Origin of the sequence: Ruegeria sp. Alg231-54 (assembly GCF_900143525.1) — a bacterium.
Taxonomy (GTDB): Bacteria; Pseudomonadota; Alphaproteobacteria; order Rhodobacterales; family Rhodobacteraceae; genus Ruegeria.
Genome location: NZ_FREZ01000001.1, coordinates 578,693 through 601,239, shown reverse-complemented (window position 1 = coordinate 601,239; position 22,547 = coordinate 578,693). Strand labels below are relative to the sequence as shown.

Annotated in this window: 18 protein-coding genes; 4 read left to right on the top strand and 14 right to left on the bottom strand. The window is 57.6% G+C overall.

What is annotated here, in order from left to right; translation table 11 throughout:
- Positions 1-120: 120 nt before the first annotated feature.
- The 7 genes from DHN12_RS03025 to DHN12_RS24585 all read right to left on the bottom strand — a co-directional run bounded on the left by DHN12_RS03025 (position 121) and on the right by DHN12_RS24585 (position 9,564).
- Positions 121-1,563, bottom strand: coding sequence for a Do family serine endopeptidase (locus DHN12_RS03025; protein ID WP_108858813.1), 1,443 nt, complete (start codon positions 1,561-1,563; stop codon positions 121-123).
- Positions 1,564-2,319: 756 nt separating this feature from the next.
- On the bottom strand, positions 2,320-2,919 hold the full coding sequence (locus DHN12_RS03020) for an NTP transferase domain-containing protein (protein ID WP_108858812.1): 600 nt from the start codon (positions 2,917-2,919) through the stop codon (positions 2,320-2,322).
- Positions 2,920-2,950: 31 nt separating this feature from the next.
- Positions 2,951-5,368 carry an FAD-dependent oxidoreductase gene (locus DHN12_RS03015; RefSeq protein ID WP_108858811.1) on the bottom strand — a complete coding sequence of 806 codons (2,418 nt, stop codon included), beginning with the start codon at positions 5,366-5,368 and terminating at the stop codon, positions 2,951-2,953.
- Between the two features lie 203 nt (positions 5,369-5,571).
- Positions 5,572-6,882 carry an HlyC/CorC family transporter gene (locus DHN12_RS03010; protein ID WP_108858810.1) on the bottom strand — a complete coding sequence of 437 codons (1,311 nt, stop codon included), beginning with the start codon at positions 6,880-6,882 and terminating at the stop codon, positions 5,572-5,574.
- Between the two features lie 63 nt (positions 6,883-6,945).
- Entirely contained in the window at positions 6,946-7,899 is a 954-nt protein-coding gene (locus DHN12_RS03005; protein ID WP_108858809.1) for a site-specific tyrosine recombinase XerD, read from the bottom strand.
- A gap of 2 nt (positions 7,900-7,901) precedes the next feature.
- Complete coding sequence (locus DHN12_RS03000) at positions 7,902-9,425, bottom strand: hypothetical protein (RefSeq protein WP_108858808.1); 1,524 nt, start codon at positions 9,423-9,425, stop codon at positions 7,902-7,904.
- Positions 9,415-9,564: a hypothetical protein gene (locus tag DHN12_RS24585; protein ID WP_170557697.1), complete on the bottom strand. Its 150-nt coding sequence runs from the start codon at positions 9,562-9,564 to the stop codon at positions 9,415-9,417. The genes DHN12_RS03000 and DHN12_RS24585 overlap by 11 nt, the downstream gene beginning before the upstream one ends.
- A gap of 79 nt (positions 9,565-9,643) precedes the next feature.
- Here DHN12_RS24585 and DHN12_RS02995 point away from each other — a divergent pair, with 79 nt between their 5' ends.
- Both DHN12_RS02995 and aroB read left to right on the top strand, forming a co-directional pair.
- The gene (locus DHN12_RS02995) at positions 9,644-10,231 is read left to right on the top strand and encodes a shikimate kinase (RefSeq protein ID WP_058277741.1); all 588 of its coding nucleotides are present in this window, start codon (positions 9,644-9,646) and stop codon (positions 10,229-10,231) included.
- Positions 10,232-11,344: a 3-dehydroquinate synthase gene (aroB, locus tag DHN12_RS02990; RefSeq protein ID WP_108858807.1), complete on the top strand. Its 1,113-nt coding sequence runs from the start codon at positions 10,232-10,234 to the stop codon at positions 11,342-11,344. It abuts the gene before it with no gap.
- Here the strand turns inward: aroB and DHN12_RS02985 are convergent, their stop codons facing one another.
- Together DHN12_RS02985 and ssb are read right to left on the bottom strand one after the other, a co-directional pair.
- Entirely contained in the window at positions 11,345-12,415 is a 1,071-nt protein-coding gene (locus tag DHN12_RS02985) for a site-2 protease family protein (RefSeq protein WP_108858806.1), read from the bottom strand.
- Positions 12,416-12,433: 18 nt separating this feature from the next.
- The gene (ssb, locus tag DHN12_RS02980; RefSeq protein WP_108858805.1) at positions 12,434-12,937 is read right to left on the bottom strand and encodes a single-stranded DNA-binding protein; all 504 of its coding nucleotides are present in this window, start codon (positions 12,935-12,937) and stop codon (positions 12,434-12,436) included.
- Between the two features lie 207 nt (positions 12,938-13,144).
- Here ssb and DHN12_RS02975 point away from each other — a divergent pair, with 207 nt between their 5' ends.
- Positions 13,145-13,726, top strand: a complete 582-nt coding sequence (locus DHN12_RS02975; protein WP_108858804.1) for a lytic transglycosylase domain-containing protein — start codon at positions 13,145-13,147, stop codon at positions 13,724-13,726.
- 62 nt (positions 13,727-13,788) lie between these two features.
- Here DHN12_RS02975 and DHN12_RS02970 read toward each other — a convergent pair whose 3' ends face one another.
- From DHN12_RS02970 to miaA, 5 genes are all read right to left on the bottom strand, one after another.
- Positions 13,789-15,876, bottom strand: coding sequence for an ABC transporter ATP-binding protein (locus DHN12_RS02970; protein WP_108858803.1), 2,088 nt, complete (start codon positions 15,874-15,876; stop codon positions 13,789-13,791).
- Positions 15,877-15,968: 92 nt separating this feature from the next.
- Complete coding sequence (locus DHN12_RS02965; RefSeq protein ID WP_058273779.1) at positions 15,969-17,432, bottom strand: ABC transporter permease; 1,464 nt, start codon at positions 17,430-17,432, stop codon at positions 15,969-15,971.
- A 12-nt stretch (positions 17,433-17,444) separates the two neighbouring features.
- Complete coding sequence (locus DHN12_RS02960) at positions 17,445-18,491, bottom strand: ABC transporter permease (RefSeq protein ID WP_058274233.1); 1,047 nt, start codon at positions 18,489-18,491, stop codon at positions 17,445-17,447.
- Between the two features lie 135 nt (positions 18,492-18,626).
- Complete coding sequence (locus tag DHN12_RS02955; protein ID WP_108858802.1) at positions 18,627-20,297, bottom strand: ABC transporter substrate-binding protein; 1,671 nt, start codon at positions 20,295-20,297, stop codon at positions 18,627-18,629.
- Positions 20,298-20,625: 328 nt separating this feature from the next.
- On the bottom strand, positions 20,626-21,519 hold the full coding sequence (miaA, locus tag DHN12_RS02950; RefSeq protein ID WP_108859091.1) for a tRNA (adenosine(37)-N6)-dimethylallyltransferase MiaA: 894 nt from the start codon (positions 21,517-21,519) through the stop codon (positions 20,626-20,628).
- Positions 21,520-21,616: 97 nt separating this feature from the next.
- On the opposite strand from miaA, the gene pyrH reads away from it, so the two are divergent.
- The gene (pyrH, locus tag DHN12_RS02945) at positions 21,617-22,369 is read left to right on the top strand and encodes a UMP kinase (RefSeq protein WP_058273777.1); all 753 of its coding nucleotides are present in this window, start codon (positions 21,617-21,619) and stop codon (positions 22,367-22,369) included.
- Positions 22,370-22,547: the final 178 nt, after the last annotated feature.

Sequence of the window (22,547 nt, the reverse complement as noted above, 5' to 3'; positions counted from 1 at the left end):
TAAATTACGTGCCGGGTGCGTTGCAGCGCACCCGGCAGTCTCAGCGGAATGCGGACAATTCAATCCGCCGAGGAGGCGTACGCCAGAAATCCCCATCAAATGGCGCACGCGGACTTCGGATCAGGCGATTTCTACCGCCACGAAGATTTGGTTTCCGCCACGGTTGATCAGCACCAGCGCAGGATCAGTCTTTTCGCTGTCCAGCGCGGCCTTCAGCGCGTCGGGTGAGGCGGTTTCCTGACCCCCCAGCTTTACGATCACGTCGCCGCGTTGCAGGCCGGCCTTGGCAGCAGGGCTGTCTGGCTTCAGATCAGTGACGACCACACCGTCGACATTCTCAGCAACGCCCATCTGAGAACGGTTGCTGTCGGTCAGCGGTGCGACGGTCACGCCCAATGCAGTGCCCGAGATACCCTCGTCCACGGATTTGTCGATCTCAGCCGAGGCGCTTTGATGCTGACCGATTGTCAGTTCAATCTGCTGTTCCTTGCCATCGCGCAGAACGGTCATGACGCTGTCGGTACCAACTTTGGTTGTGCCCACAAGGATCGGCAATTCACTGCTGGAGTCGACGGATTCGTCGTTGAAGGTAAGGATGACATCACCTTGCTCAAGCACGCCCTCGGCCGGGCTGCCTGCGACGACATCCGACACCAGCGCGCCGGTTGAGGCGTCGATACCCATCGCTGCTGCGATCTCGGGGCTGACATTCTGGATCGAAACACCCAGCCAGCCGCGGCTGACCTGGCCGTCATCGCGCAGATCGGCCGCGATATGTTCAACGATGTTCGAGGTCACGGCAAAGCCAAGACCAACCGAACCGCCGGTAGGAGAGTAGATGGCCGAGTTCACGCCAATCACTTCGCCTTCCATGTTGAACAGCGGACCGCCCGAATTGCCTTTGTTGATGGCTGCATCGGTTTGAATGAATTCAGCGTAAGGTCCGGCCGAGATGTTGCGGCCCTTGGCCGAAACGATGCCCGTGGTCACGGTTGAATGCAGGCCAAACGGATTGCCGATCGCCACGACATCTTCACCCACGCGGATAACGTCGCTGTCACCGATCTCGACGGCCTGCAACGCTTCGCCAGCGTCGATCTTCAGAACGGCGATATCGGTCAGCGGGTCGGTGCCCACAATCTCGGCCTCGAAACTACGATCGTCGCTCAGACGGACGGTCACGGTCGAGGCATTGTCGACAACATGGTGGTTGGTGATGATGTACCCGGCTTCGTCGAGTACAAACCCCGATCCCAAGCCTTGCGATGGTCCACGCTGCGGTGCCTGAAAGCCCTCAGGCGCACCGAAGCGCTTGAAGAACTCACCAAAGGGGTGGTCTTCTAAATCAAAATTCTGGCCTTGTCCCGGCGCTTGTACGGGTACGATGTCCTGTTCAGCGATGATGGTCACCACCGACGGCGACACGCCTTCGACCAGATCGGCCAGGGCTTCGTCGGCCAACGAGGGCAGGGCAGTCGTGGCCAGCAGCGCTGCACCAAGGGCGGATGCGCCAACCAAGCCAGTAGCGCGTGGCAAAAGCAGTGAGGATTTACGGATGCTCATTTTAGTCTCCTGTTTATATCGCGCGATTGCAGGCGCGCGTTAACCGAGGAGATGAGGCATCAGTCTGTGAGTTTCCTGTGCTCAGGATTAAGATATCTTAATTTAGCCACAAACAGGTCGTTGTATATCGACGGTCCGCAGGGAAGCGTAGCGAATCGCTAGTCGCGAATCAGCAATTGTTGCCAATTTGAAAGTCAAATCCTGAATAATCCTGAATTGATTCAGTTTTGGTAACAAAGGATCACTGAAGGGCCTTGGCGAAAAATCGCTCATCTCTTGGTTGTGGCTCGTTTTTACAACCTGAACAGATCAAAAGCGTATGCTACCGATAAGCTGTATATATGCTCAATAAAGAATATACATAACGTCCGATTTGACCTAAGACGTGCAGTTGATTGATCGTCTATAGGTAGATTTCGCCTCGGCGGGATGTTGCGCAAAAACCATTCCGAGACGCCTAAAATTAACCGTTCTTTCCAATTTTACATTGTTTGGGCGCACCGTTTGGGTGACGATGAACTTGCCCAAGCGAAGGGGGAGCCGAAGGCACTAGGGGGTGCCAACGGCTTGTCACAGTCACTGGAAACGCTGAGCGGCATGTTAACGAGGGGGTCTTGTTTAGGTTCAGCGGCGGAATAGCCAGGGTGCCATAGGCATTTTTGGCAGCGTTTTCAGGATTGGTGAAAAGTGGTAGTCCTGTTTTGGGCAAGCGGCCTGGTCGGTATCGACCGGGCCGTTTCTATTTTGGCAGGCCGGTTATGTGGCCTTCCCGGCCCGCCAGCGTGCCCAATCCTCGGGAGTGTCCAGATCCAACAGGGCGTTTTGACCGGGTAGTGGTTGAAGATGCACTGCATTCTTATGCGCCTGCACAACGGACTGCGCGCCCTCATCGCCTGCAAGTTGCCTGAGCTCTTTGAACAGCGGACGAGCAAACACAACCGGATGGCCGGGCTTTCCTGTGGCTGTCGCCCCACGCCAGATCAAGCAATTTGGATATTCTTGGACAGCCTCTGCGACCTGCTTCATGTCACCAACTGTGATTTCCGGCAAATCTGCCAGTAAAACCATGACAGCCCCGGCATCGGTGGGCACATGCGCAAGAGCACCGCGCAAACTGGCGTTCATGCCCTCATCAGCGTCGGGTATTTCAACTGCAACAACATCCATACCTTTCAAGGCGTCCTGGCGAGGATGCGGAGCAGGCGGAAGCGCAACGATCACCGGGCCTACCTGCAACGCTGTTTGTGCGGATCGCCGTAGCAGGGGCATGCCATCGACGCTTTGCATCAGCTTGTCCGTGCCAGCCATGCGGCGGGATTGCCCGGCGGCCAGAAGGATAATGGGAATGTCTGTCATACCTTCACATAGCCGCCGTAGCCGTCTTTTGTCATCCCCGCATACGTTCACCGTCCCCGTCGAACAGTGGGGTTGAGATCACGCGCGCCTTGCGCATCTGGCCCAGTATCTCAATCTCGACCTCCAAACCGTCACGTATACGGTCCGAGGGAAGGAAACCCATAGCGATGGATTTGCCAGCGTAATGGGAATACCCGCCCGAGGTGCAGAATCCGACGACCGCACCATCCAGCCAGATCGGCTCATAGGCATTCACGTCAGCGTCGTCAGCATCCACTTCGAACGAGACCAGCTTGCGCGCCGTTCCTTCGGTCCGTTCCAGTTCAGCCGCAGTCCGACCGATGAAGTTCGTGTTCTTGGTGAAGGCGATAAAGCGATCCAGCCCGGTTTCCGCGGCAGAGTAGTCGGGTGAGAACTCGTTCATCCAAGACCCAAAGAACTTGTCCAACCGCAGGCTCATCATCGCGCGCATGCCAAAGGGCACCATGTCGTGGGGCTGACCGGCCTGCCAAAGGGTCCACCACAATTGCCGTTGGGCCATCGGATCACAGTAGATTTCGTACCCCAGATCGCCCGTGTAGCTGACCCTTTGAACGGTGCAGTCAGTCATACCGATGGTCATGCTGCGAACATCAAGGAACCTGAGGTTCGAGATGTCCGTACGGGTACAGGCGGCCAGAACCTCAGTCGCCTTGGGACCTGCGATCTGAAAACCGTTCAGACGATCGCTAATGTTTTCAATTGTAACGCCGTCATCCTGATGCTGCAGGAACCACCGCATATGGAAGGCCTGGCTGCCATATGACGCCGTTAGTTGGAATTCGGTTTCGGCCAGACAGGATACGGTGAAGTCCCCGATCAACTTGCCTTTGGGGGACAGCATCGGCGTCAGCGATAGCCGCCCCGGCTTTGGGATGCGCCCGGCCATGACCCTGTCCAGCCAATCGCGCGCACCCGGGCCAGTGATGCGATACTTGCCGAAATTGTGGATCTCGTTGATGCCGACACCATTGCGTACAGCGCGCACCTCGCGCCCGGTCGCCTCGAAGGCATCCGAGCGGCGGAATGAGGGCGTTTCATAGCCCGGCTCATCGCCTTGTGCAAAATAGTTCGCAACCTCCAGCCCGTATTGCTGACCCCAAACCGCGCCCAGATCGCTGAAGATATCGTACATCGGGGTGGTCCGGTTCGGACGCGCGGCAGGCAGTTCTTCGTTGGGGTAGGCGACACTAAAGCGTTTCTGATAGTTCTCGATCACCTTCGGGCGCGTATAGCCAGGCCCGATCCAGTCGCCGAAGCGGGCGACATCCATGGCGAACACATCGCGCTCAGGCTCTCCTTCGATCATCCATTGCGCCAACGTCAGGCCAACCCCGCCGCCCTGACTGAAACCCGCCATCACGCCACAGGCGGACCAATAGTTGCGCATGCCCGGCACCGGCCCGACGAGCGGGTTGCCATCGGGCGCAAAGGTAAACGGTCCATGGATCACCGATTTGACGCCAGCCTCGGCCAGAACGGGGAAGCGTTTGTAGGCAAATTCGATGCTGTCGGTGATCTTGTCGTAATCATCGGGCAGCAGTTCGTGACCGAACTCCCACGGGGTGCCATCGACGGCCCAAGGTTTGCAGGGCTGTTCATAGAACCCAATACACAGCCCGCGCCCTTCCTGTCGCAGATAGCTTTCTCCGGCGGGATCCATCACATGCGGATGCTCGCCGCCAGCGTCGATGATCGCTTCGATCTGAGGGATCGAGTCTGTCACCAGATACTGGTGTTCCATCGGGTGCAGGGGGAAATAGACGCCCGCCATCGCGCCAACCTCGCGCGCCCAAAGGCCACCGGCATTGACGATGTGTTCGGCATGGATCGTACCCTTGTCGGTAACCACATCCCATGTCCCGTCGGTGCGTTGGGTGGTTTCGCGTACCATGCAGTGCGTTTCGATCGTAGCGCCTCCCATCCGGGCCGCTTTGGCATAGGCATGGGTGGTCCCCGACGGATCCAGATGACCGTCCAGCGGATCATAAAGCGCACCGATGATCCCGTCGGTGTTGGTGATCGGAGCGATCTTTTTGATCTCATCCGGACCAACGATTTCCGTCTCCAACCCCATGAACCGATGCTTGGCGCGTTCCGCCAGCAACATGTCGAACCGATCCTGATTATCTGCCAGCGTCACTCCGCCCACATGATGCAGACCGCAGGACATGCCGGTAATCTCTTCCAGCTCTTTATACAGCCGGATCGTATATCCCTGCAGCGCCGCCATGTTGGTGTCGCCGTTCAGGGTGTGAAACCCACCCGCCGCGTGCCAGGTCGACCCGCTGGTCAGCTCGGAGCGTTCCAAAAGCATCACGTCCGTCCACCCCAGCTTGGTTAGGTGATAGAGTACGGAACATCCAACGACTCCGCCGCCGATAACTGCAACTTGGGTTGTGAGTTTCATGCACGTCTCCTGATGCCTATGCCGTCAGTCTCAATAGGAAAGCTGCCTTTGCAATAGCTTCAGCGACAGAAAGTGTCGCGGAAGGCGATCCAGGTTCAGCGCTTTCTGGCGACCCTAAACAGGAAGGGTACTGTGGTTGTCCAAAAGAAAACCGGCGCTCGGATCAGAACGCCGGTGGATTCTTGCAGTTCTTTGGGTTGTCCTCAGAGAGGTCGAACTTTCAGTTCGGTGATCCGGTTGCCTTGACGTTTTGTCACCTCAAAGCGGAAGCCGTGAAAGGAAAAGACCTGACCGACGGTTGGGATCATCTGCGCTTCGTGAATGACCAGACCGGCGATGGTATTTGCCTCATCGTCGGGCAGGGACCAATCCATCGCGCGGTTGGCGTCGCGGATCGTGGTGGCCCCTTCAACCAGAAACTGCCCATCTTCGGTTCGGGTCACGGATACGTCTTCGTCAATGTCGAACTCGTCCGCGATCTCGCCCACGATTTCCTCGAGGATATCCTCAAGTGTGATCAGCCCGCGCAGCGAACCGTATTCATCCACCACCAGCGCAAAGTGGCTGTGCATCCGTAGGAATTCGCGCATCTGATCGTCCAGAGTGGTGGTTTCCGGAACAAAATAGGGGTCGTTCGCGACCTTGAGGATGTCGAATTCTTTCAGTCGGTTATCAGCGTTCTCACTGCCGCCGGCATGGGCGTACATCGCGCGGAACAGGTCCTTGGCGTGGACGACACCAACGATGTTTTCCTGTTCGTCGCGAAACACGGGCAGGCGGGTGTGGCTGCTTTTCAGACATTGCTGAAGGATGGCCTCGGGCGAGGCGTCTGCATCGATCATCTCAATATTCGAGCGGTGCAACATGATCTCTTCAACCGTACGATCGCCCAGATCCAGCGCGCCAAGGATACGGTCGCGGTCTTCCTTTTCGACCACGCCTTCGGAATGTCCAAGCTGCAACGCTCCGGCGATTTCCTCGCGCACGGCCAGAATGTTGCTGTCCGGGTCGATCTGGACGCCGAACAGGCGCAGAACACCACGTACCAGCAGGCGCACGGCTGCAACGATGGGTGAAAACACCGTCACGACGACACCGATGATAGGCGCCACGGCAGCGGCCGCCTTTTCCGAATTGGTGATCGCGTAGGTCTTGGGAAGAACCTCAGCAAAGATCAGGACCAGCAGGGTCATCACCAGCGTTGCCAGCGCAACACCGCTTTCACCGAACAGCCGGGTGAACAACGCAGTCGCCAGCGACGCGGCAAGGATGTTGACAAGGTTGTTGCCCAACAGGACCGAGCCGATCAGCCGTTCGTTGTCGTCCGTGATTTCCAGCGCCTTTTGCGCGCCGCGTGAACCCTTGTCGGCCTGTACACGCAGCTTTCCGCGCGATGATGCGGTCAATGCCGTTTCAGAACCCGAGAAAAAGCCCGACAGGACAAGCAAAAGCAGGATGGCGCCTGTTGTAAACCAGAATGCGCCGTCGATCAGAGAAGCAGAAGAGGGTTCCATCGTTCCTTGGTTGTTCGTGATACTGCATCCGTTATGGGGGTGCGCATGCTGCGGATCAAGGGGTTAGCCGTCGTCATCGCCGTCTTTCGCCAGCGGGTGATGCCGCAACACAAGCTCTGACAGGCGTTCTTCCAGGACATGGGTGTAGATTTCCGTGGTCGCCACGTCGGCATGGCCCAGCAGGGTCTGGATCGACCTCAGATCAGCGCCATTGGCCAGAAGATGCGTGGCAAAGGCATGGCGCAGGGTGTGTGGTGTCACTTTTTCCGGCGAAACGCCACCTTCTACGGCCAGTTCCTTGACCAGCAGAAAAAACCTGTGCCGGGTCAGATAGCCGGATTTGCCGCGAGACGGAAACAGGAACTTGGAACGCTGAGCACCGTCTGCAACCCGCTTGTCCTCGGCCTCGTCCCTGATAAGCAACCACGCCGCCAACGCATCGCGCGCCGGAGGGGACAGAGGCACCATCCGTTCCTTACCGCCTTTGCCCAGCACAAGCAGCATGCGAGGGTCACCTCTGGCCGAGGAGACCGGCAGCGAAACCAATTCGGTCACCCGCATTCCCGTGGCGTAGAGAACCTCCATTAGGCAGGTGTTGCGCACCCGGTCTGCATCTTTGCGGCCGGTGCGGCGCGCGGCCTCAAGCAAACGATCGACTTCGGCGACATCCAATGTTTTGGGCAGCCGTTTTTGTCGACCGGGGCCTTTGATCTGAATGGCGGGGTTAGCTTCAAGCCAACCTTCTTCGAAGGCGAACCGGAAAAGTTGCTTGATCGCGGACAACCGACGTGCGCGCGTGGAACGGGATAGGCCCTGCGCGTCGCAGTCTATCAGGTATTGTTCGATTTGTTCTCTCTGTGTGTCGGGAAAACCCGTCTTTCGACGCTCCAGCCAGGCCGAGAATTCTTTCAGATCGCGGCCATAGGCTAGCAGCGTATTGGTCGCGGCCCCCAATTCGGCGGCCTGAGCTTGCAAAAAGGTGGAAATCCACAAGTCCTGAGTCGCTGGGGCCGCCACGATCAGCGGTCCTGCAGGATCAGCAAGTTCAGTGCGGCGCGGCGGGCGGTGTCCTCAAGACCCACTCGGCGCAGCGTCGCAATGGCTGCTGTCAGATCGACAAGGTTGCCGCGTGACCCATGTGCGAACCGCTGCATGGTCTCTAAGATCGCTTCACCTAGCTGATCATTGTTTAGCATCGTTTCGATATTCGACGGGACCGGAGCAGCCCATGCAAACCCTTGCGCAACCGCATCCGCCAGAGGCGAAGGAGAGCGCGCGCGCCCCGGATCGCCTTGCGCTAACGCCGCAAGAAAGTGATTTTCGTCGGTTTGACCGGGCACAGAAAGGGCGGCGGTTTCATACAGTTCGGACAACAGTAGGATACGCCAGCGCAGCTGTTCCGCTGACGGGTCCGTCAGTTCGATCTGTGACAGGCGTTCTGCGAACAATTCTGCAAAGGGTACCTCTAATCCGATCAGGCGCATTTGCGTCCACACAGTATTTAAAGCTCGGGCGATTTTGTCGGGATTGCGCGAATCCAGTGCAGACTCGAACCGTTGCACGGACGAGACCCTGTCCCAAACTGCGCCGGACGCGGCCGGAGAGCGCTCGGTATACAGACCCAGCAACTGGTTGGGGGTCAGCGCGCCAATGCGGGTCAGCCGCTCAGCCGCTTCGATCTGCGCTTTCCACCCGGCTACGTCCCGCAGGTCGGCATTCGCAAAGGCACGGGGCAGAGGGGCCGATGGCAGGCGTTCCCCGATCGCCTCAAACAGGCGAAAGGTCAGTGGGCTGGGATCATCTGGTTGCGGAAGGTATTCGGCTTCTTCAAACAACTCGGGGCTGAGAAAGCGATCCAGCACATCCAGCTCATCTGGTGGCAATATCTGCAATGCGTGCGCCGCTTCCAGCGTTAGGGCGGCTGATGGCCAGTCTCCGCGTCGGGCCTTGCAGAAAATCTGTGCGGCGTAGTCCTGCGACAGGTGTGGCTTCGCGATCAGCGACGTACAGCTGCGATCCTCGTCCCCGGTGAGCAGGGTGGCGTCAAACCAGCGCTGGAACCTTTCGCGTGTGTCGGTCGGACCGGCCAATTGGACCAGCGATTGCGCCGGGTCGGCTGCACCAAGTTGCATCAACCGGTCGATGCGGGCGAGCAGCAGGGTTTCTTCAGCACCCGAACCAGCTGGTGCGCGAGCCTCTGACAGGATCAGAGTAAACAGTAATCGCTGCATCGCGGGGTTATAGCGAACCGGCACATCGGTGATCAGCTCAGCCAGCCGGTCGGCATCACTATTCTGCCAAAGGTGCACCGGCAGGCCGGTCACCGACGACGACACAAGCCCCAACGGCTGTGACAGCGCCTCAAGCGGAGAGACTTGGATATCCGGCTGAATGCCCGTCTCCGTGACCGGTGGTTCCAACAGGACAGTCCCTGGCAGGTTTTCCGGAGGGTCCGTCAGCCAATCGATGACAGAAAGAGGAGCCTGCTGCGCCTGCGCTGATCCAGCCAGCAATAAGGCAGCCAGTGCGGCTTTATTCAACATTCAGGATTACCGGCTCTCGGATCTCGTCTTGCGGGGCCGAGAAATCCACCCCGAATATCGGACCCAAATACGCATATCCCACCAGCCCGACAAAACACAGGCAAACAATATATATCAGGAACTTGATCAGACGGCCCATTGCTCAACGCTGCCCCAATTTTGTCTTTTGCCATAGTTATAGCTGGCATTTTTCGTAAGATCACGTCATTCACGTTGAAATGAGCGAAATTAAGCATAACGCCCACACAGAAGGTACTGATGCGGTCTTTGAACTGCACAAAACCGTCGTTCTTGTTGGCATGATGGGGGCTGGAAAGACGGCTGTGGGCCGTGCTTTGGCCGCAAGGCTGGGTGTTCCCTTCCTCGACAGCGACGCCGAGATCGAATCGGCCGCCAATATGACCATCCCCGAGATATTTGAGCGTGATGGTGAACCGTTCTTTCGCGCCAAGGAAAGTCAGGTCATCGGACGTCTGCTGGACGAGGAAAAAGGCATCCTGTCCACCGGCGGCGGCGCTTTTCTTTCCGATCAGAACCGCCAGATGATCACTGAACGCGGGGTTTCGGTCTGGCTGCGGGCTGACTTGAAGGTGTTGTGGAACAGGGTCAAACATAAGGACACACGGCCTTTGCTGCGCACGGCTGACCCTTATGCGACCTTGCGCGCCTTGTATGAAGCCCGCGTCCCGGTTTATGCGCAGGCAGGTCTGACGGTTGAGTCCGATGGCGAAACCTCGATTGAAAATATGGTGGACCGGGTGGTGGAGTCGATGTTGACGCGCCCCGACGTATTGGAACGGAAGTAAATGCACCAAACCGTACATGTAGAGCTGGGCGAACGCTCGTATGACGTGGAAATCGGGCCTGATCTGCTGGTGCAATCCGGCACGATGATTGCGCCCTTGCTACATCGGCCCAAGGTCGCTGTTCTGACGGATGAGAACGTGGCCAGGTTGCACCTGAATGCGTTGCGGGATGGTCTGGCAACAGCTGGTATCGAGATGACCTCGCTGGCCTTGCCTGCAGGAGAAGCCACCAAAAGCTGGCCGCATTTCGAGCGCGCGGTTGAATGGCTTTTGTCGGAAAAGGTAGAACGCCGCGATGTGGTGATCGCCTTGGGTGGCGGGGTCATCGGTGATCTTGCGGGATTTGCTGCGGCCGTTTTGCGGCGCGGAGTCCGTTTCGTCCAGATACCGACCTCGTTGCTGGCACAGGTGGACAGTTCTGTTGGCGGAAAAACCGGCATCAACGCTCCACAGGGCAAAAACCTGATTGGGGCATTCCATCAGCCTTCTCTGGTTCTGGCGGACACCTCGGTTCTGGGCACCATGACCCAACGGGATTTCCTGTCGGGCTATGGCGAGGTGGTCAAGTACGGCCTGCTGGGCGATGCAGAGTTCTTTGAATGGCTCGAAAGAAACGGTCCCGACGTTTCGGGTGGCGATATGGCCGCGCGCGTGCGGGCGGTGACACGCTCGGTTCAGATGAAGGCCGACATCGTCGCCCGCGACGAGACTGAGCAAGGCGACCGTGCGCTGCTGAACCTTGGGCACACTTTCTGTCACGCGCTTGAAGCGGCCACCGGCTATTCTGATCGCCTGTTGCACGGCGAGGGTGTCGCTATCGGCTGTGCACTGGCGTTTGAGCTGTCCTCTCGTCTTGGGCTGTGCTCACAGGAGGAACCGAGCCGTGTTCGGGCGCACCTACGTGCAATGGGAATGAAAACCGATCTGGCCGACATTCCAGGAGATCTGCCGGGTGCCGGGGCACTGGTTGATCTCATGGCGCAGGACAAAAAGGTCATCGACGGTCAGTTGCGGTTTATACTGGCGCGCGGAATCGGGCAGGCGTTCGTCACTTCGGACGCCCCAAGGGACGCTGTGTTGTCCGTGCTTGAAGACGCATTGGCGACGATCTGATCACCGTCCGCGGATCACCATCAGTTCACCGATGTTTTCGCGGGTGATGTAGCCAACCATTGTTCCGGCCTGGGTGCAAACTGCGACGGCGGGAGCACCCTTGTGTAGTTTCCCCAGCACGGTTTCCAGGCCGGTGGTCAATTCAACGCGCGGGATCTCGGTTTCCATGATCGAAGTTGCCAGATCTGACCGAGGTGCCTCTTGCGCCATGGCAGTGAACAGCGTGCCGCGTGCTATAAAGCCCTGCAGGTCTCCATTCGGACCCAACACGGGGAATTCGTGTTGCGTGGTGTGAATGACGGCCTGTGCGGCGGTTGCAAGCGTGTCGGTGGGCGATAGGGCGTGAAACTCGGTAATCATCGCGTCGCGGGCCAGCACCCGCCGCGCGACTGAGCGCATGGCCACATCGTGGCTTTCCGCATTGGCAGCGACGAACACGAAGACGGCGATCAAAACCAGCAGGGGGTTACCAGTGTTCAACCCAAGAAAGCCAAACGCCACCGCCACGACCTGACCCGCAAGGGCGGCGATACGTGTGGCTTTTACCCGGTCCATCTTCAGACACAAAAGCGCGCGGAATACCCGGCCGCCATCCATGGGGAAGGCCGGTATCATGTTAAATACGGCCAGCAACAAATTCACATAGGCCAGCCGGTTCAACAGTCCGGCACTGGTCGAATCGATCCGGGTTAGCGAGTCCAGCGTCATTCCGGCCCCCATGGCCATCAAAACGATCCAGATTACAATATTCACTGCCGGCCCGGCTAGAGCGACCCAGACTTCTTCCATAGGCTTCTCGGGCATCCGTTCGAGCCGGGCAAGCCCGCCGATAGGCAGCAAGGTGATGTCAGGGGTTTTGATGCCGTAGCGCCGCGCCATCAGCGCGTGGCCGAACTCATGCGCGACAACGCATGCAAACAGCGCCAGAACAAAGATCAGGTTGTCGATCGCGGCAGGCACCCCGCCTTGGGAATAGGCCGCAAAGGCGACCCAGCCCAGTAACAGAAAAAAGGTGACATGGACCCTCAGTTCCGACCCCAGTACCCGGCCGAGTGAGAAGGACCATGTCATGTTTCGTCTCCGTTTGCCTTAGAACGGAATCTCGTCGTCGTCGATTCCGCCGGATGCAGGTGCAGGGGCAGGGGCGCTGGACTGTCCGCCATAGGGGTCGCCATAGCCGCCGCCCGCCTGACCGCCGCCATAGCTGCCTGACTGTCCGCCGCCATAACCGCCGCCTTCACCGCGGGCGTCCAGCATTGTCAGTTCGCTGCGATAGGGCCGCAGGACCACCTCGGTCGTGTATCTGTCCTGTCCTGACTGATCCTGCCATTTGCGGGTTTCCAGCTGACCTTCGATATAGACTTTACTACCTTTGCGCAGATATTGCTCGGCAACCCGCACAAGGGGCTCCGAGAAGATAGCGACCGAGTGCCATTGTGTCCGATCTTTACGCTCTCCGGTATTGCGGTCTTTCCATGTTTCAGATGTCGCGATGCGCAGGTTGCATACCTTACCACCATTTTGAAACGACCGTACCTCAGGGTCCGCACCGAGATTGCCGATAAGAATGACCTTGTTGACTGAACCTGCCATATATTTCCCCGTTCTTGTCTGTGTCGAGCGCGCCCGAATCTGACGCGAAGTTTCTACGCGACCCTATACGGCCTGCGTCATGGTTAAAACACAGTTGATGTGTGCAACGGTTGGCAAGAAACTATGCAGGTTCTGTTTACCAAGCTTTTATTCTTGCCTGAAATACCTATACTCATTCGGGTTCGAGAGCGAGCGGGATTGGCATAAATGCGTTTTCAAGTTGGTTGTTTTTCTGTTCTGTGCCTTGCGCTGGTTTCGGGTCCGGCTGCATCTGACACCCTGTCCACCAAAAGCCGTAAGGATATTTTCCTCAAACAATCCAAGATTCTGGACTCGCGCGCAGCCACCCAATACCGCGATTCTGAACGGCTTAAGCCAAAGACCGCGCAAACAACTCAGGTCATCAAACGGTATAATGGTAAATATCGCGGTCAATACCTGGCGCTGGCGCGGCAAGCAGCCCGGAAACACAGTGTCCCGGAAGAACTATTCCTGCGACTGGTTCAACAGGAAAGCGGATGGAACCCGCACGCGGTGTCCCACAAAGGGGCACTGGGTTTGGCACAGCTGATGCCTGGAACCGCGCGTCTTTTGGGTGTGAACCCGCATGATCCGAAGCAAAATCTGGAAGGCGGCGCCCGTTATTTGTCGTGGCAGTATCGCAAGTTTAAATCCTGGCGTCTGGCGCTGGCAGCTTATAACGCCGGTCCGAAAGCCGTGGAAAAGCACGGCGGCGTGCCGCCCTACAAAGAAACCCAGAACTATGTGAAAGTGATCTGGGGCGGCTGATTAACAACCAACCCAAGTCAGAAAAGAACCGGCGCTGTGGCCGGTTCTTTGCGTCTGGGCTGCTACTCGGCCGCGATTTTGATGACCGGCTCCATGCGGGCCAGAACTTCTTCGGACAGATGGCATTTGACCTGATGTCCGTCAGCCAGGGTTTTTACCGGCGGCACATCTTTCTCGCACAGCCCGCCCGGCACTTCGGATTTCCAGCGACAGCGCGTCTGGAAAGGGCACCCCGGGGGTGGGTTCATGGCCGAGGGGATATCACCATCAAGAACGATATGCGCTTTTTCAACCGACGTATCCGCGATGGGAACAGCACTCAGCAGGGCCTCGGTATAGGGGTGATAGGGCGGCGAGAACACCTGATCGGTGGTCCCCAGCTCGACCACATGGCCCAGATACATCACCATCACCCGGTCGCTGAGATAGCGCACAATCGACAGGTCGTGACTGATGAACAGCAAGGTTGTCTTGTGTTCGCGCTGAATCTCCATCAACAGGTCGGTCACCGCCGCCTGAACGGACACATCCAAAGCTGACACAGGTTCGTCCGCAACAACGATCCGCGCATCGCCGGCAAAGGCGCGCGCGATACCGACGCGCTGTTTCTGTCCACCGGACAACTGACGCGGCATCCGCTCGGCAAAGGCGCGAGGCAGCTTCACCAAGTCCAACAATTCCAGCATTCGCTGTTTTCGCTCAGCCTCGGAATTGCCGACGCCAAAGATTTCCAAAGCGCGGATGATCTGTCGGCCAACGGTCATCGAGGGGTTCAAGGTGTCAAATGGGTTCTGGAACACCATTTGAACTTCGCCCACGGTCTTGGCATCCCGCTCTTCGATCGGCACATCTTCGATGTTGCGGTTGTCTAGCAGGATCTGCCCATCTGTGGCCGTTTCAAGCCCCATTAAAACCTTGGCAAAGGTGGATTTACCGCACCCGGATTCGCCCACAATCGCCAGCGTCTCAGATTCATGTGCCTCAAAGCTCAGCGTTTCGTTGGCCTTGACCACCTTCTTCTCACCGCCCCCGAACAACGCATTGGCGGCTACTTCATAGTACTTTTTGAGGTTGTCCATTTTCAGGACAACACTGCCGATTTCACCTTTTTCTTTCTTGTCCGCCAAAGTGATTGGGGCATTCCAGTCAATTTCCTTATACTTCAAACAGCGTGTGTGGTGGCGGTCATTGCCGGGCACAGGCTCCATCAGAATATTCTGCGCGTCGCAGCGGCCTTCCTCGAAATAGTCGCAGCGTGGGCCAAAGTTACAGCCTGACGGGCGTTCGTGGGGCAGGGGAAAGTTCCCGGGAATGGCCACTAGTGGGCGGGCGTTCTTGTCTGCCCCCGGCAACGGGATCGAGCGGAACAGCGCCTGCGTATAGGGGTGCTGCATCTCGTCGAATACATCGTGTATCGAGCCGCGCTCGACTGCCTCACCCGAATACATCACACAAAGCCGGTCACAAGTTTCCAGAACCAGACCAAGGTTGTGCGAGATGAACAGCATCGAGGTGCCGTATTTCTTACCCAAATCCCTGACCAGCTCGACTACGGCGGCCTCAACCGTCACATCCAGTGCGGTTGTCGGTTCATCCAGAATCAACAGCGCCGGCTTCGACATCAGCGCCATCGCGATCACGATACGCTGCTGCTGCCCCCCTGACAGCTGATGGGGGAACGAATTCAGCATCCGCTCGGGGTCGGGCAGGCGTACGTCCGTTACCACTTCCAATGCGCGGGCATAGGCCTCTTCCTTGCCGACTCCCTCGTGGATCATCGGCACTTCCATCAATTGCTTGCCGATCTTCATCGCCGGGTTCAGCGAGGCCATCGGTTCCTGATAGATCATCGCGATCTCATTGCCGCGAATATCGCGCAATTCATCCGCGCTCATCTCGGCCAGATCGCGCCCTTTGAACTTGATCGAACCGCCTACAACCCGCCCGTTCTTGCCGAGGTCCTGCATGACCCCAAGTGCCACAGTGGACTTGCCACAACCGGATTCCCCTACCAGTCCAACAGCCTCGCCGGGCTGTACGCTGACCGAAAAATCCATCACGGCGGGAATTTCCCGAAGGCGGGTGAAGAAAGAAATCGATAGTTTGTCGATCTCAAGAATTGGGCCGTCATATTCCGCCAATTTGTTCATCTTGTATCTCCTCGCGAGAGTCCGGGGATCCCCTTCATCTGGCTAAAAATATCCTGGGGGGTCCGGGGGCAAAGCCCCCGGTCGCTCTCACTTCAGTCCTTCAGGCTTTCTTCGCGCAGGCCATCTGCCAGCAGGTTCAGACCAAGAACCAGTGACAGCAAGGCAAAGGCAGGCGGAAGGGCAGGGTGCAGATAGATAGAAAGTAGCTTGCGCCCTTCATTGATCGTAGAGCCCCAATCCGGGCTTTCCGGCGGCAGTCCCAATCCGAAGAAACCCAAGGTTCCCAACAGGATCGTGGTATAGCCGATACGCAGACAGAAATCGACGATCAGCGGACCACGTGCATTGGGCAGGATTTCCCACAGCATGATGTACCACGGGCCTTCGCCACGGGTCTGTGCCGCAGCCACGTAATCCCGTGTTTTGATGTCCAGCGCGAGACCGCGCACGATGCGGAACACGGTGGGTGAGTTCACGAAGACAACCGAAACAAACACCACAAGGATACCGCCAGGGATATCGAACAGGTCCAGATAGGTCGGCAAGCCCCAAATGCCGTAATCATCGGTGTTGATGATGTAGCCATCGGTCGAAATCAGCGACAGATACAGCCACAGCGCGATACCCAGAACCCCGATCAACAGCGGAGTGCGGAAATTCGGGCGGGTGTAATACCGCGAGTTCAGCAGAACGCCGATGAACAAGATCGGGAATATGAACAAAACGGCTGCCATATAGTTAGGCACGCCTGTCGCCACGATTTCGGGTGTTACCAGCAGGTAGAACAACAGGATTACCGGGAAAGCCAGGATCAGGTTGGCAAGGAAGGACAGGAACGTGTCCAGACGTCCTCCGTAGTACCCTGCTGGAAGACCCAGAGTGATCCCGACCATAAATGCGAACATGGTCGCAAGCGGTGCGATCTGCACCACGATCCATGCGCCTTTGACCATGCGACTAAAGACGTCGCGGGCAAGGTTGTCGCCGCCCAGAAGGTACCAGGCATACTCGCCGTCTTCAGGGTTTTGCAGGGGCGTTCCGGGCACTTTGTTCTTCATGCCAGAGACCTGACTCAGCGGGTCATGTGTGATGATCAGATCCAGCGCACCGAAGATCCCGGTAAAGACCCAGAACATCACAAGACCAAAGCCGATCATGCCGATGGGGCTGTCGAACAGTTTTCCGTACAGCCCGAGGCGTCGTTTGAAGGCGATCGACATTGCAAACAGGATGATCAGCGACAACCACACAGGCAGAAATTGCTGTGAGATCGCGCCGACGATCCCGGCACTGGTACCCATGAGGATGCCAAGAACGATATACGCCAGCGCAAGGACGACACAGGCGAAAAAGCTGTATCTCAAGGCTGATTGGGTCAATCCCCGCAGTCCTGTGCCTGAGCTGAGCGTGCCGTCCGCATTCAAGCTCAACGGGGCTTCGGGTAGGACGATGCTGCCGATGATCCAGACGACGATAGATACGACCAACGCAGCCAGCGCGATCATCAGGATAGGGTTTAGAATGGCGATAGAGCCGGTCCAGCTAAGAGGTTCCATGATCTATCTCCCTTACGAAATACGGATGCGCGGGTTGAGGTAGACATAGCCGATATCGGATATCAGCTGCGTCACCAGCACCACAAAGACCGACACGACCGAAATCGCCAGCAAGAGCTGAATGTCGTTGTTGCCCGCCGCCTGTACCAGTGCCCAGCCGAAACCCTTGTAGTTGAATAGGGTTTCAACAATTACCACGCCATTCAGCAGCCATGGGAACTGCAGCATGATGACAGTAAAGGGGGCGATCAGAGCGTTGCGCAGCGCGTGCTTCATAACGATGTTGCCAAAGGAAACACCCTTGAGACGCGCGGTACGGATGTATTGTGCGGTCATCACCTCGGTCATCGAAGCGCGGGTCATCCGGGCGATATAGCCCATCCCGTAAAGCGCAATGGTCAGAACCGGCAGAAAGAAGTTCTCAAAGGTCGGATTGTCCATCGCTTGCGTTGCAGTGCCCTTGAACCATTTCAGGCCCACGGTGGACGAGGTGAAGATCGCGATGAAGATCACGCCTGATACGTATTCCGGCGTCGCCGTCGTGATGATCGAGAAGGTGGAGAGGGACCGGTCAAGCGCTGATCCTTCGCGCATCCCGGCCAATACTCCGACCAGTAGCGCGGATGGCACCATCAGGACCAAAACCCAAAACATCAGATAGCCGGTGTTGCCCAGGCGTTTGCCAACAATGGTGCCGACCTCGTCTTTGAACACGCTGGAATAGCCCCAGTCGCCTTGCAAAACACCGCAATATCTGGAGGTCGTTTCCTCGGTCGACCCCGGTCTGGTACACGTTCCAAGGAACGTGCCGTCATCAAGTGTCTTGGTATAGCCTGGCAAAACCCCCAGCCATTGACCGTATTTGACCAGCGTTGGTTGCAGATAACCGCGATTGTCCAACCAGGTCTCAACCTGTTCGTCGGACATCCGCTGGTTGCCCTGCGTTTTCGCAAGCTTTTCCAGGTTCGGGTAGAGGTTGGTCAGAAAGAAGACCACGAAAGTCAGGCACAATGCAGTAAGAAGCATGACGCCGAACCGTCGGAGGATGAATAGTCCCATGATGGCCCCTGTTGTTCGGGTGTTCCGCAGATCATTGGACCATTGTCTGGCCTCGGACATCCGACCCCGTGTCGGCCTGTCTGCGGCTGGAAAGGGGCGCCCTGTTCAGGCGCCCCCATTAACGTCTGGCAGGTTTTAGGCCGCCCAACCCCACTTATAGTGGTGGTGCTCGAAGGACACGTGCATGTCGGTGCCGACAAGACCGTCCTTCATGTGGCGATACAGCGAACGCCAGTAAGGCTGAATGGTGACGCCTTCTTCCTGGATCATCGCCTCGCCCTTGGCGACCACTTCACGGCGCTTGTCGGCATCCGCGATGGCCAGCGCTTCGGTCAGAAGCGCGTCAAACTCGGCATTTGCCCAGCCGAATTCGTTCCAGGCTTCACCGGTACGATAGGCCAGAGCCCAGATTTGCACGCCCAGTGGACGGTGGTTCCAGTTGGTCGAGCTGTAGGGGTATTTCGCCCAGTCGTTCCAGAACGTGTTGCCCGGCAGAACGGTCCGCTTGACCTTGATACCCGCGTCACGCAGCTGCGCTGCAACCGCGTCGGTGGTGTTCCGGCGCCAGTCATCGTCGATCGAGATCAGCTCGTGCTCGAAATCGATCATTCCGGCTTCTTCCATCAGCGCACGTGCGCCTTCCGGGTCGACTTTCTGCGGCGGCAGTTGGTAATAGTCCGGGTGGATCGGGCCAACATGGTGGTTTTCCGCAGGCGAACCGCGACCGCCGTAGCCCAGTTCCAGACAGATCGAGTTATCAACCGCCATCTGCAGGGCCTGACGCACGCGCTTGTCTTCGTAAGGTTTCTTACCGTCGATTTCAGCCAACTGGTTCGGGCGGACAACGATGGTGTTCATGGTCACAACTTCGGACTTCACATAGCCGAGGCTGTCCATCACGTCGATGAATTCACCAACCGATTCATACAACATGTCGACTTCGTCGGACTCCAGCGCGGCCAGCCAAGCGGACGGGTCGGTGCCGTAGTCAATGTAGACGATGCTGTCCAGCGCCGGGCGACCAAAGATTTCTTCGCCCCACCAGGTGTGGTTCTCGTTGCGAACGAGGGTGGCTTTCACGCCGACTTCCAATTCCTGCACCAGATATGCACCGGTACCCACATTGTTGAGCAGATCGGTTTCACTGAACGAGCTGTGGACGATCGCTGCCGGATAATCTGCCATGCCCGCAATAAGCGAGATGTCAGAGGCTGGCAGGTTCAGTTTGACGGTGTTGGCATCGACAACTTCGATTGCGCCGTCAATGGCCTGACCGGATTCCGGATCGATCAGTGTCGCAAAGCGACCTGCCATCGAGTTGGTTTCCGAACTCTTGTCACACCAGCGCCCGATGTTGCGGGCCACGTCTTCCGCGGTGAAGTCGTCACCGTTGTTCCATTTGACGCCCGGGCGGACTTTCAAAGTGTAAACGGTTGCGTCGTCGTTGACTTCCCAGCCCTCCAGCAACATGCCGCGGAACGTACCGTCCGAGTTGTACTCGACCAGATACTCGAGCGTGCCACGGGTCACGTTAGCGATCTGCGACCAGTCATAGGTGCGTGGGTCCTTCAGGGCGCGCACTTCCTGTTGAACGCGCAGGGTGCCGCCTTCTTTCTTGGCGTCTTCACCGGCCGCACGCGCCGGGGCGGCCAGTCCGATCATGCCATAGGCTGCGGCGGCGGTGACCCCAAGACCAGTGGTGCGGGTCAAAAACTCGCGCCGGTTCAGTTTGCCGTCCCGATATTCCTGTGCGTGCATTTCTGCCGCCCAGTGCATCGGTGCTCCGGTCATTGTCTGATTTTTCATTAACGTTACTCCCTGTGAGACAGTATTTTTTTTGGATGAAGTGTCGAACCGCTCAGGCCGGAATGCTCCGGCCGGCAGGTTCAATGATCTTCTGATCTCGGATTTCAGATATCCCCATGACCGACATTCGGCACCAGAATTTGGGTGAGGTCAATGTTCGAAATCGTCATTCGAGGTACAAAAACGACATTGACGGGCAGAGTTTACCGCTATCAGCTTTTTTAGCCCCAAGGGAATCCTTTGGCAGGTTCAGTTTTGCGGCAGTGGATTCGCCGCGAATTCCCTGCATGTGTGTTCGCGATCAATGAAACTTCAGCCGCGTCAGGTATCACTTTGATAAGTCGACCCGATTCCAACTTTTCATACGGGCGCGAAACCATGTGCGCTGTCGTTTGGCGAATTGGCGGGTCGAGATCGTGGCCCGTTCGCGGGCTTCATCCAACGTCATGGTGCCGTCGATATAGGCCATCAACTCGGGTACTCCGATGGCTTTGAATGCCGGAAGCGACGGATCATAGCGGTCCCGCATCCTTTCAACCTCGGTCAATGCACCAGTGTCCAACATCAGGTCAAAGCGGCGCGTGATGCGGTCCAAAAGCCATTGTTTATCCACGTCGAAAACGATTGGCACTGTGTTCTTCACGTCCAAAACCGGGGGTGGTGTGGCGTCTTGCCAGTCACTGAGGTTTCGACCGGTGGCATTGTACACTTCCCATGCCCGCTGAACACGGGCGCGGTTTAGTGTGTCGATCCGGGCCAGAGTCTGCGTATCCACACCCGCGATCAGAGTCTGCAAGGTCAGGCTGTCCGCCTCGGCCCGGATTTCGGACGGTGTAGGTGGAATATCGGCCATACCTTCGGTCAGCGCAGAAAAATACAGGCCGGTGCCCCCAACAATGATGGGGCGTGCGCCTTCGGTCAGCAGCGGTTTCACCTCGCGCAGCCAATGGCCGGTGGAATAGTCCTGATCATATGAGATATGGCCATACAGAAGATGCGGCGCGCGGGCTTCCTCCTCAGCAGACGGGCGGGCGGAAATCACGCGCCAGCAATCGTAGACTTGGCTGGCATCGGCATTCACGATGACGCCGCCGAACTGTTCGGCGATCAACAGGGCAAGGGCGGACTTTCCGGACGCGGTTGGACCGGCAATCAGAACAGGTTTCCCATCAGGAATGGGGGGCAGGCGGTCCAATATCTGCGATCTCGCGGGTTCGGTCATCTCGGACTGCCTCATTCCTTACCAATCGCATTGAACCTGCGGCGGTTTTGCTTCATTTTGCGCCTGAAAATAAACCCGTGCCAGCCCGGAGCGCAACATGACCATTTCCCCGACCACCGACACCGCCGAAACCACAAAGGCAAGGTATGATCGCGTAATGCTGAAAATCTCGGGCGAGGCGCTTATGGGAGATCAGGGGTTCGGCCTGCATCCGCCCACAGTTCAGCGCATCGCGCAAGAGATCAAATCGGTGCACGATCTGGGTGTTGAGATCTGCATGGTGATTGGCGGTGGCAATATCTTCCGCGGTCTCAGCGGATCGGCACAGGGGATGGAACGGACTACGGCTGATTACATGGGCATGCTGGCAACGGTCATGAACGCGCTGGGAATGCAGTCCGCGCTGGAAGAGATCGGCGTTTTCACTCGGGTTATCTCGGCCATCCGCATGGATGAGGTTTGCGAGCCCTACATTCGCCGCCGTGCCGTGCGTCACCTTGAGAAAAAACGGGTCTGTATCTTTGCCGCCGGAACCGGAAACCCGTATTTCACCACCGACACCGCCGCGACCCTTCGGGCCAACGAAATGGCATGTCAGGCGATCTTCATGGGTAAGAACGGCGTCGATGGTGTTTACGATAAGGACCCCAAGGAACACGCGGATGCCGTGCGGTACGACACCGTCAGCTATGATGATGTTCTGGCCAAACGCCTGCGGGTCATGGACGCGTCGGCCATTGCACTGGCGCGCGACAACAATCTACCGCTGATTGTCTTCGGGCTGGACGAACCGGGCGGGTTCCGGGGTATTTTGGCCGGTGAGGGGACCTACACCAAAGTTCAGGGCTAAACCGCTTTACAGTTTGCTTAAAAAGCCGGGCTTGGATGCCCGGCTTTTTTGTGCGCGTTTAGCAAAACTGAATGCTTGACGAACCATTTCAGTCCTTGCAATTTGACCGCGTTCTCGCGCCGGACCGGTAGCGGGGGCTGTCTGCGCCTATCGCGCGGACTGGGCTGGAAGACCTGCC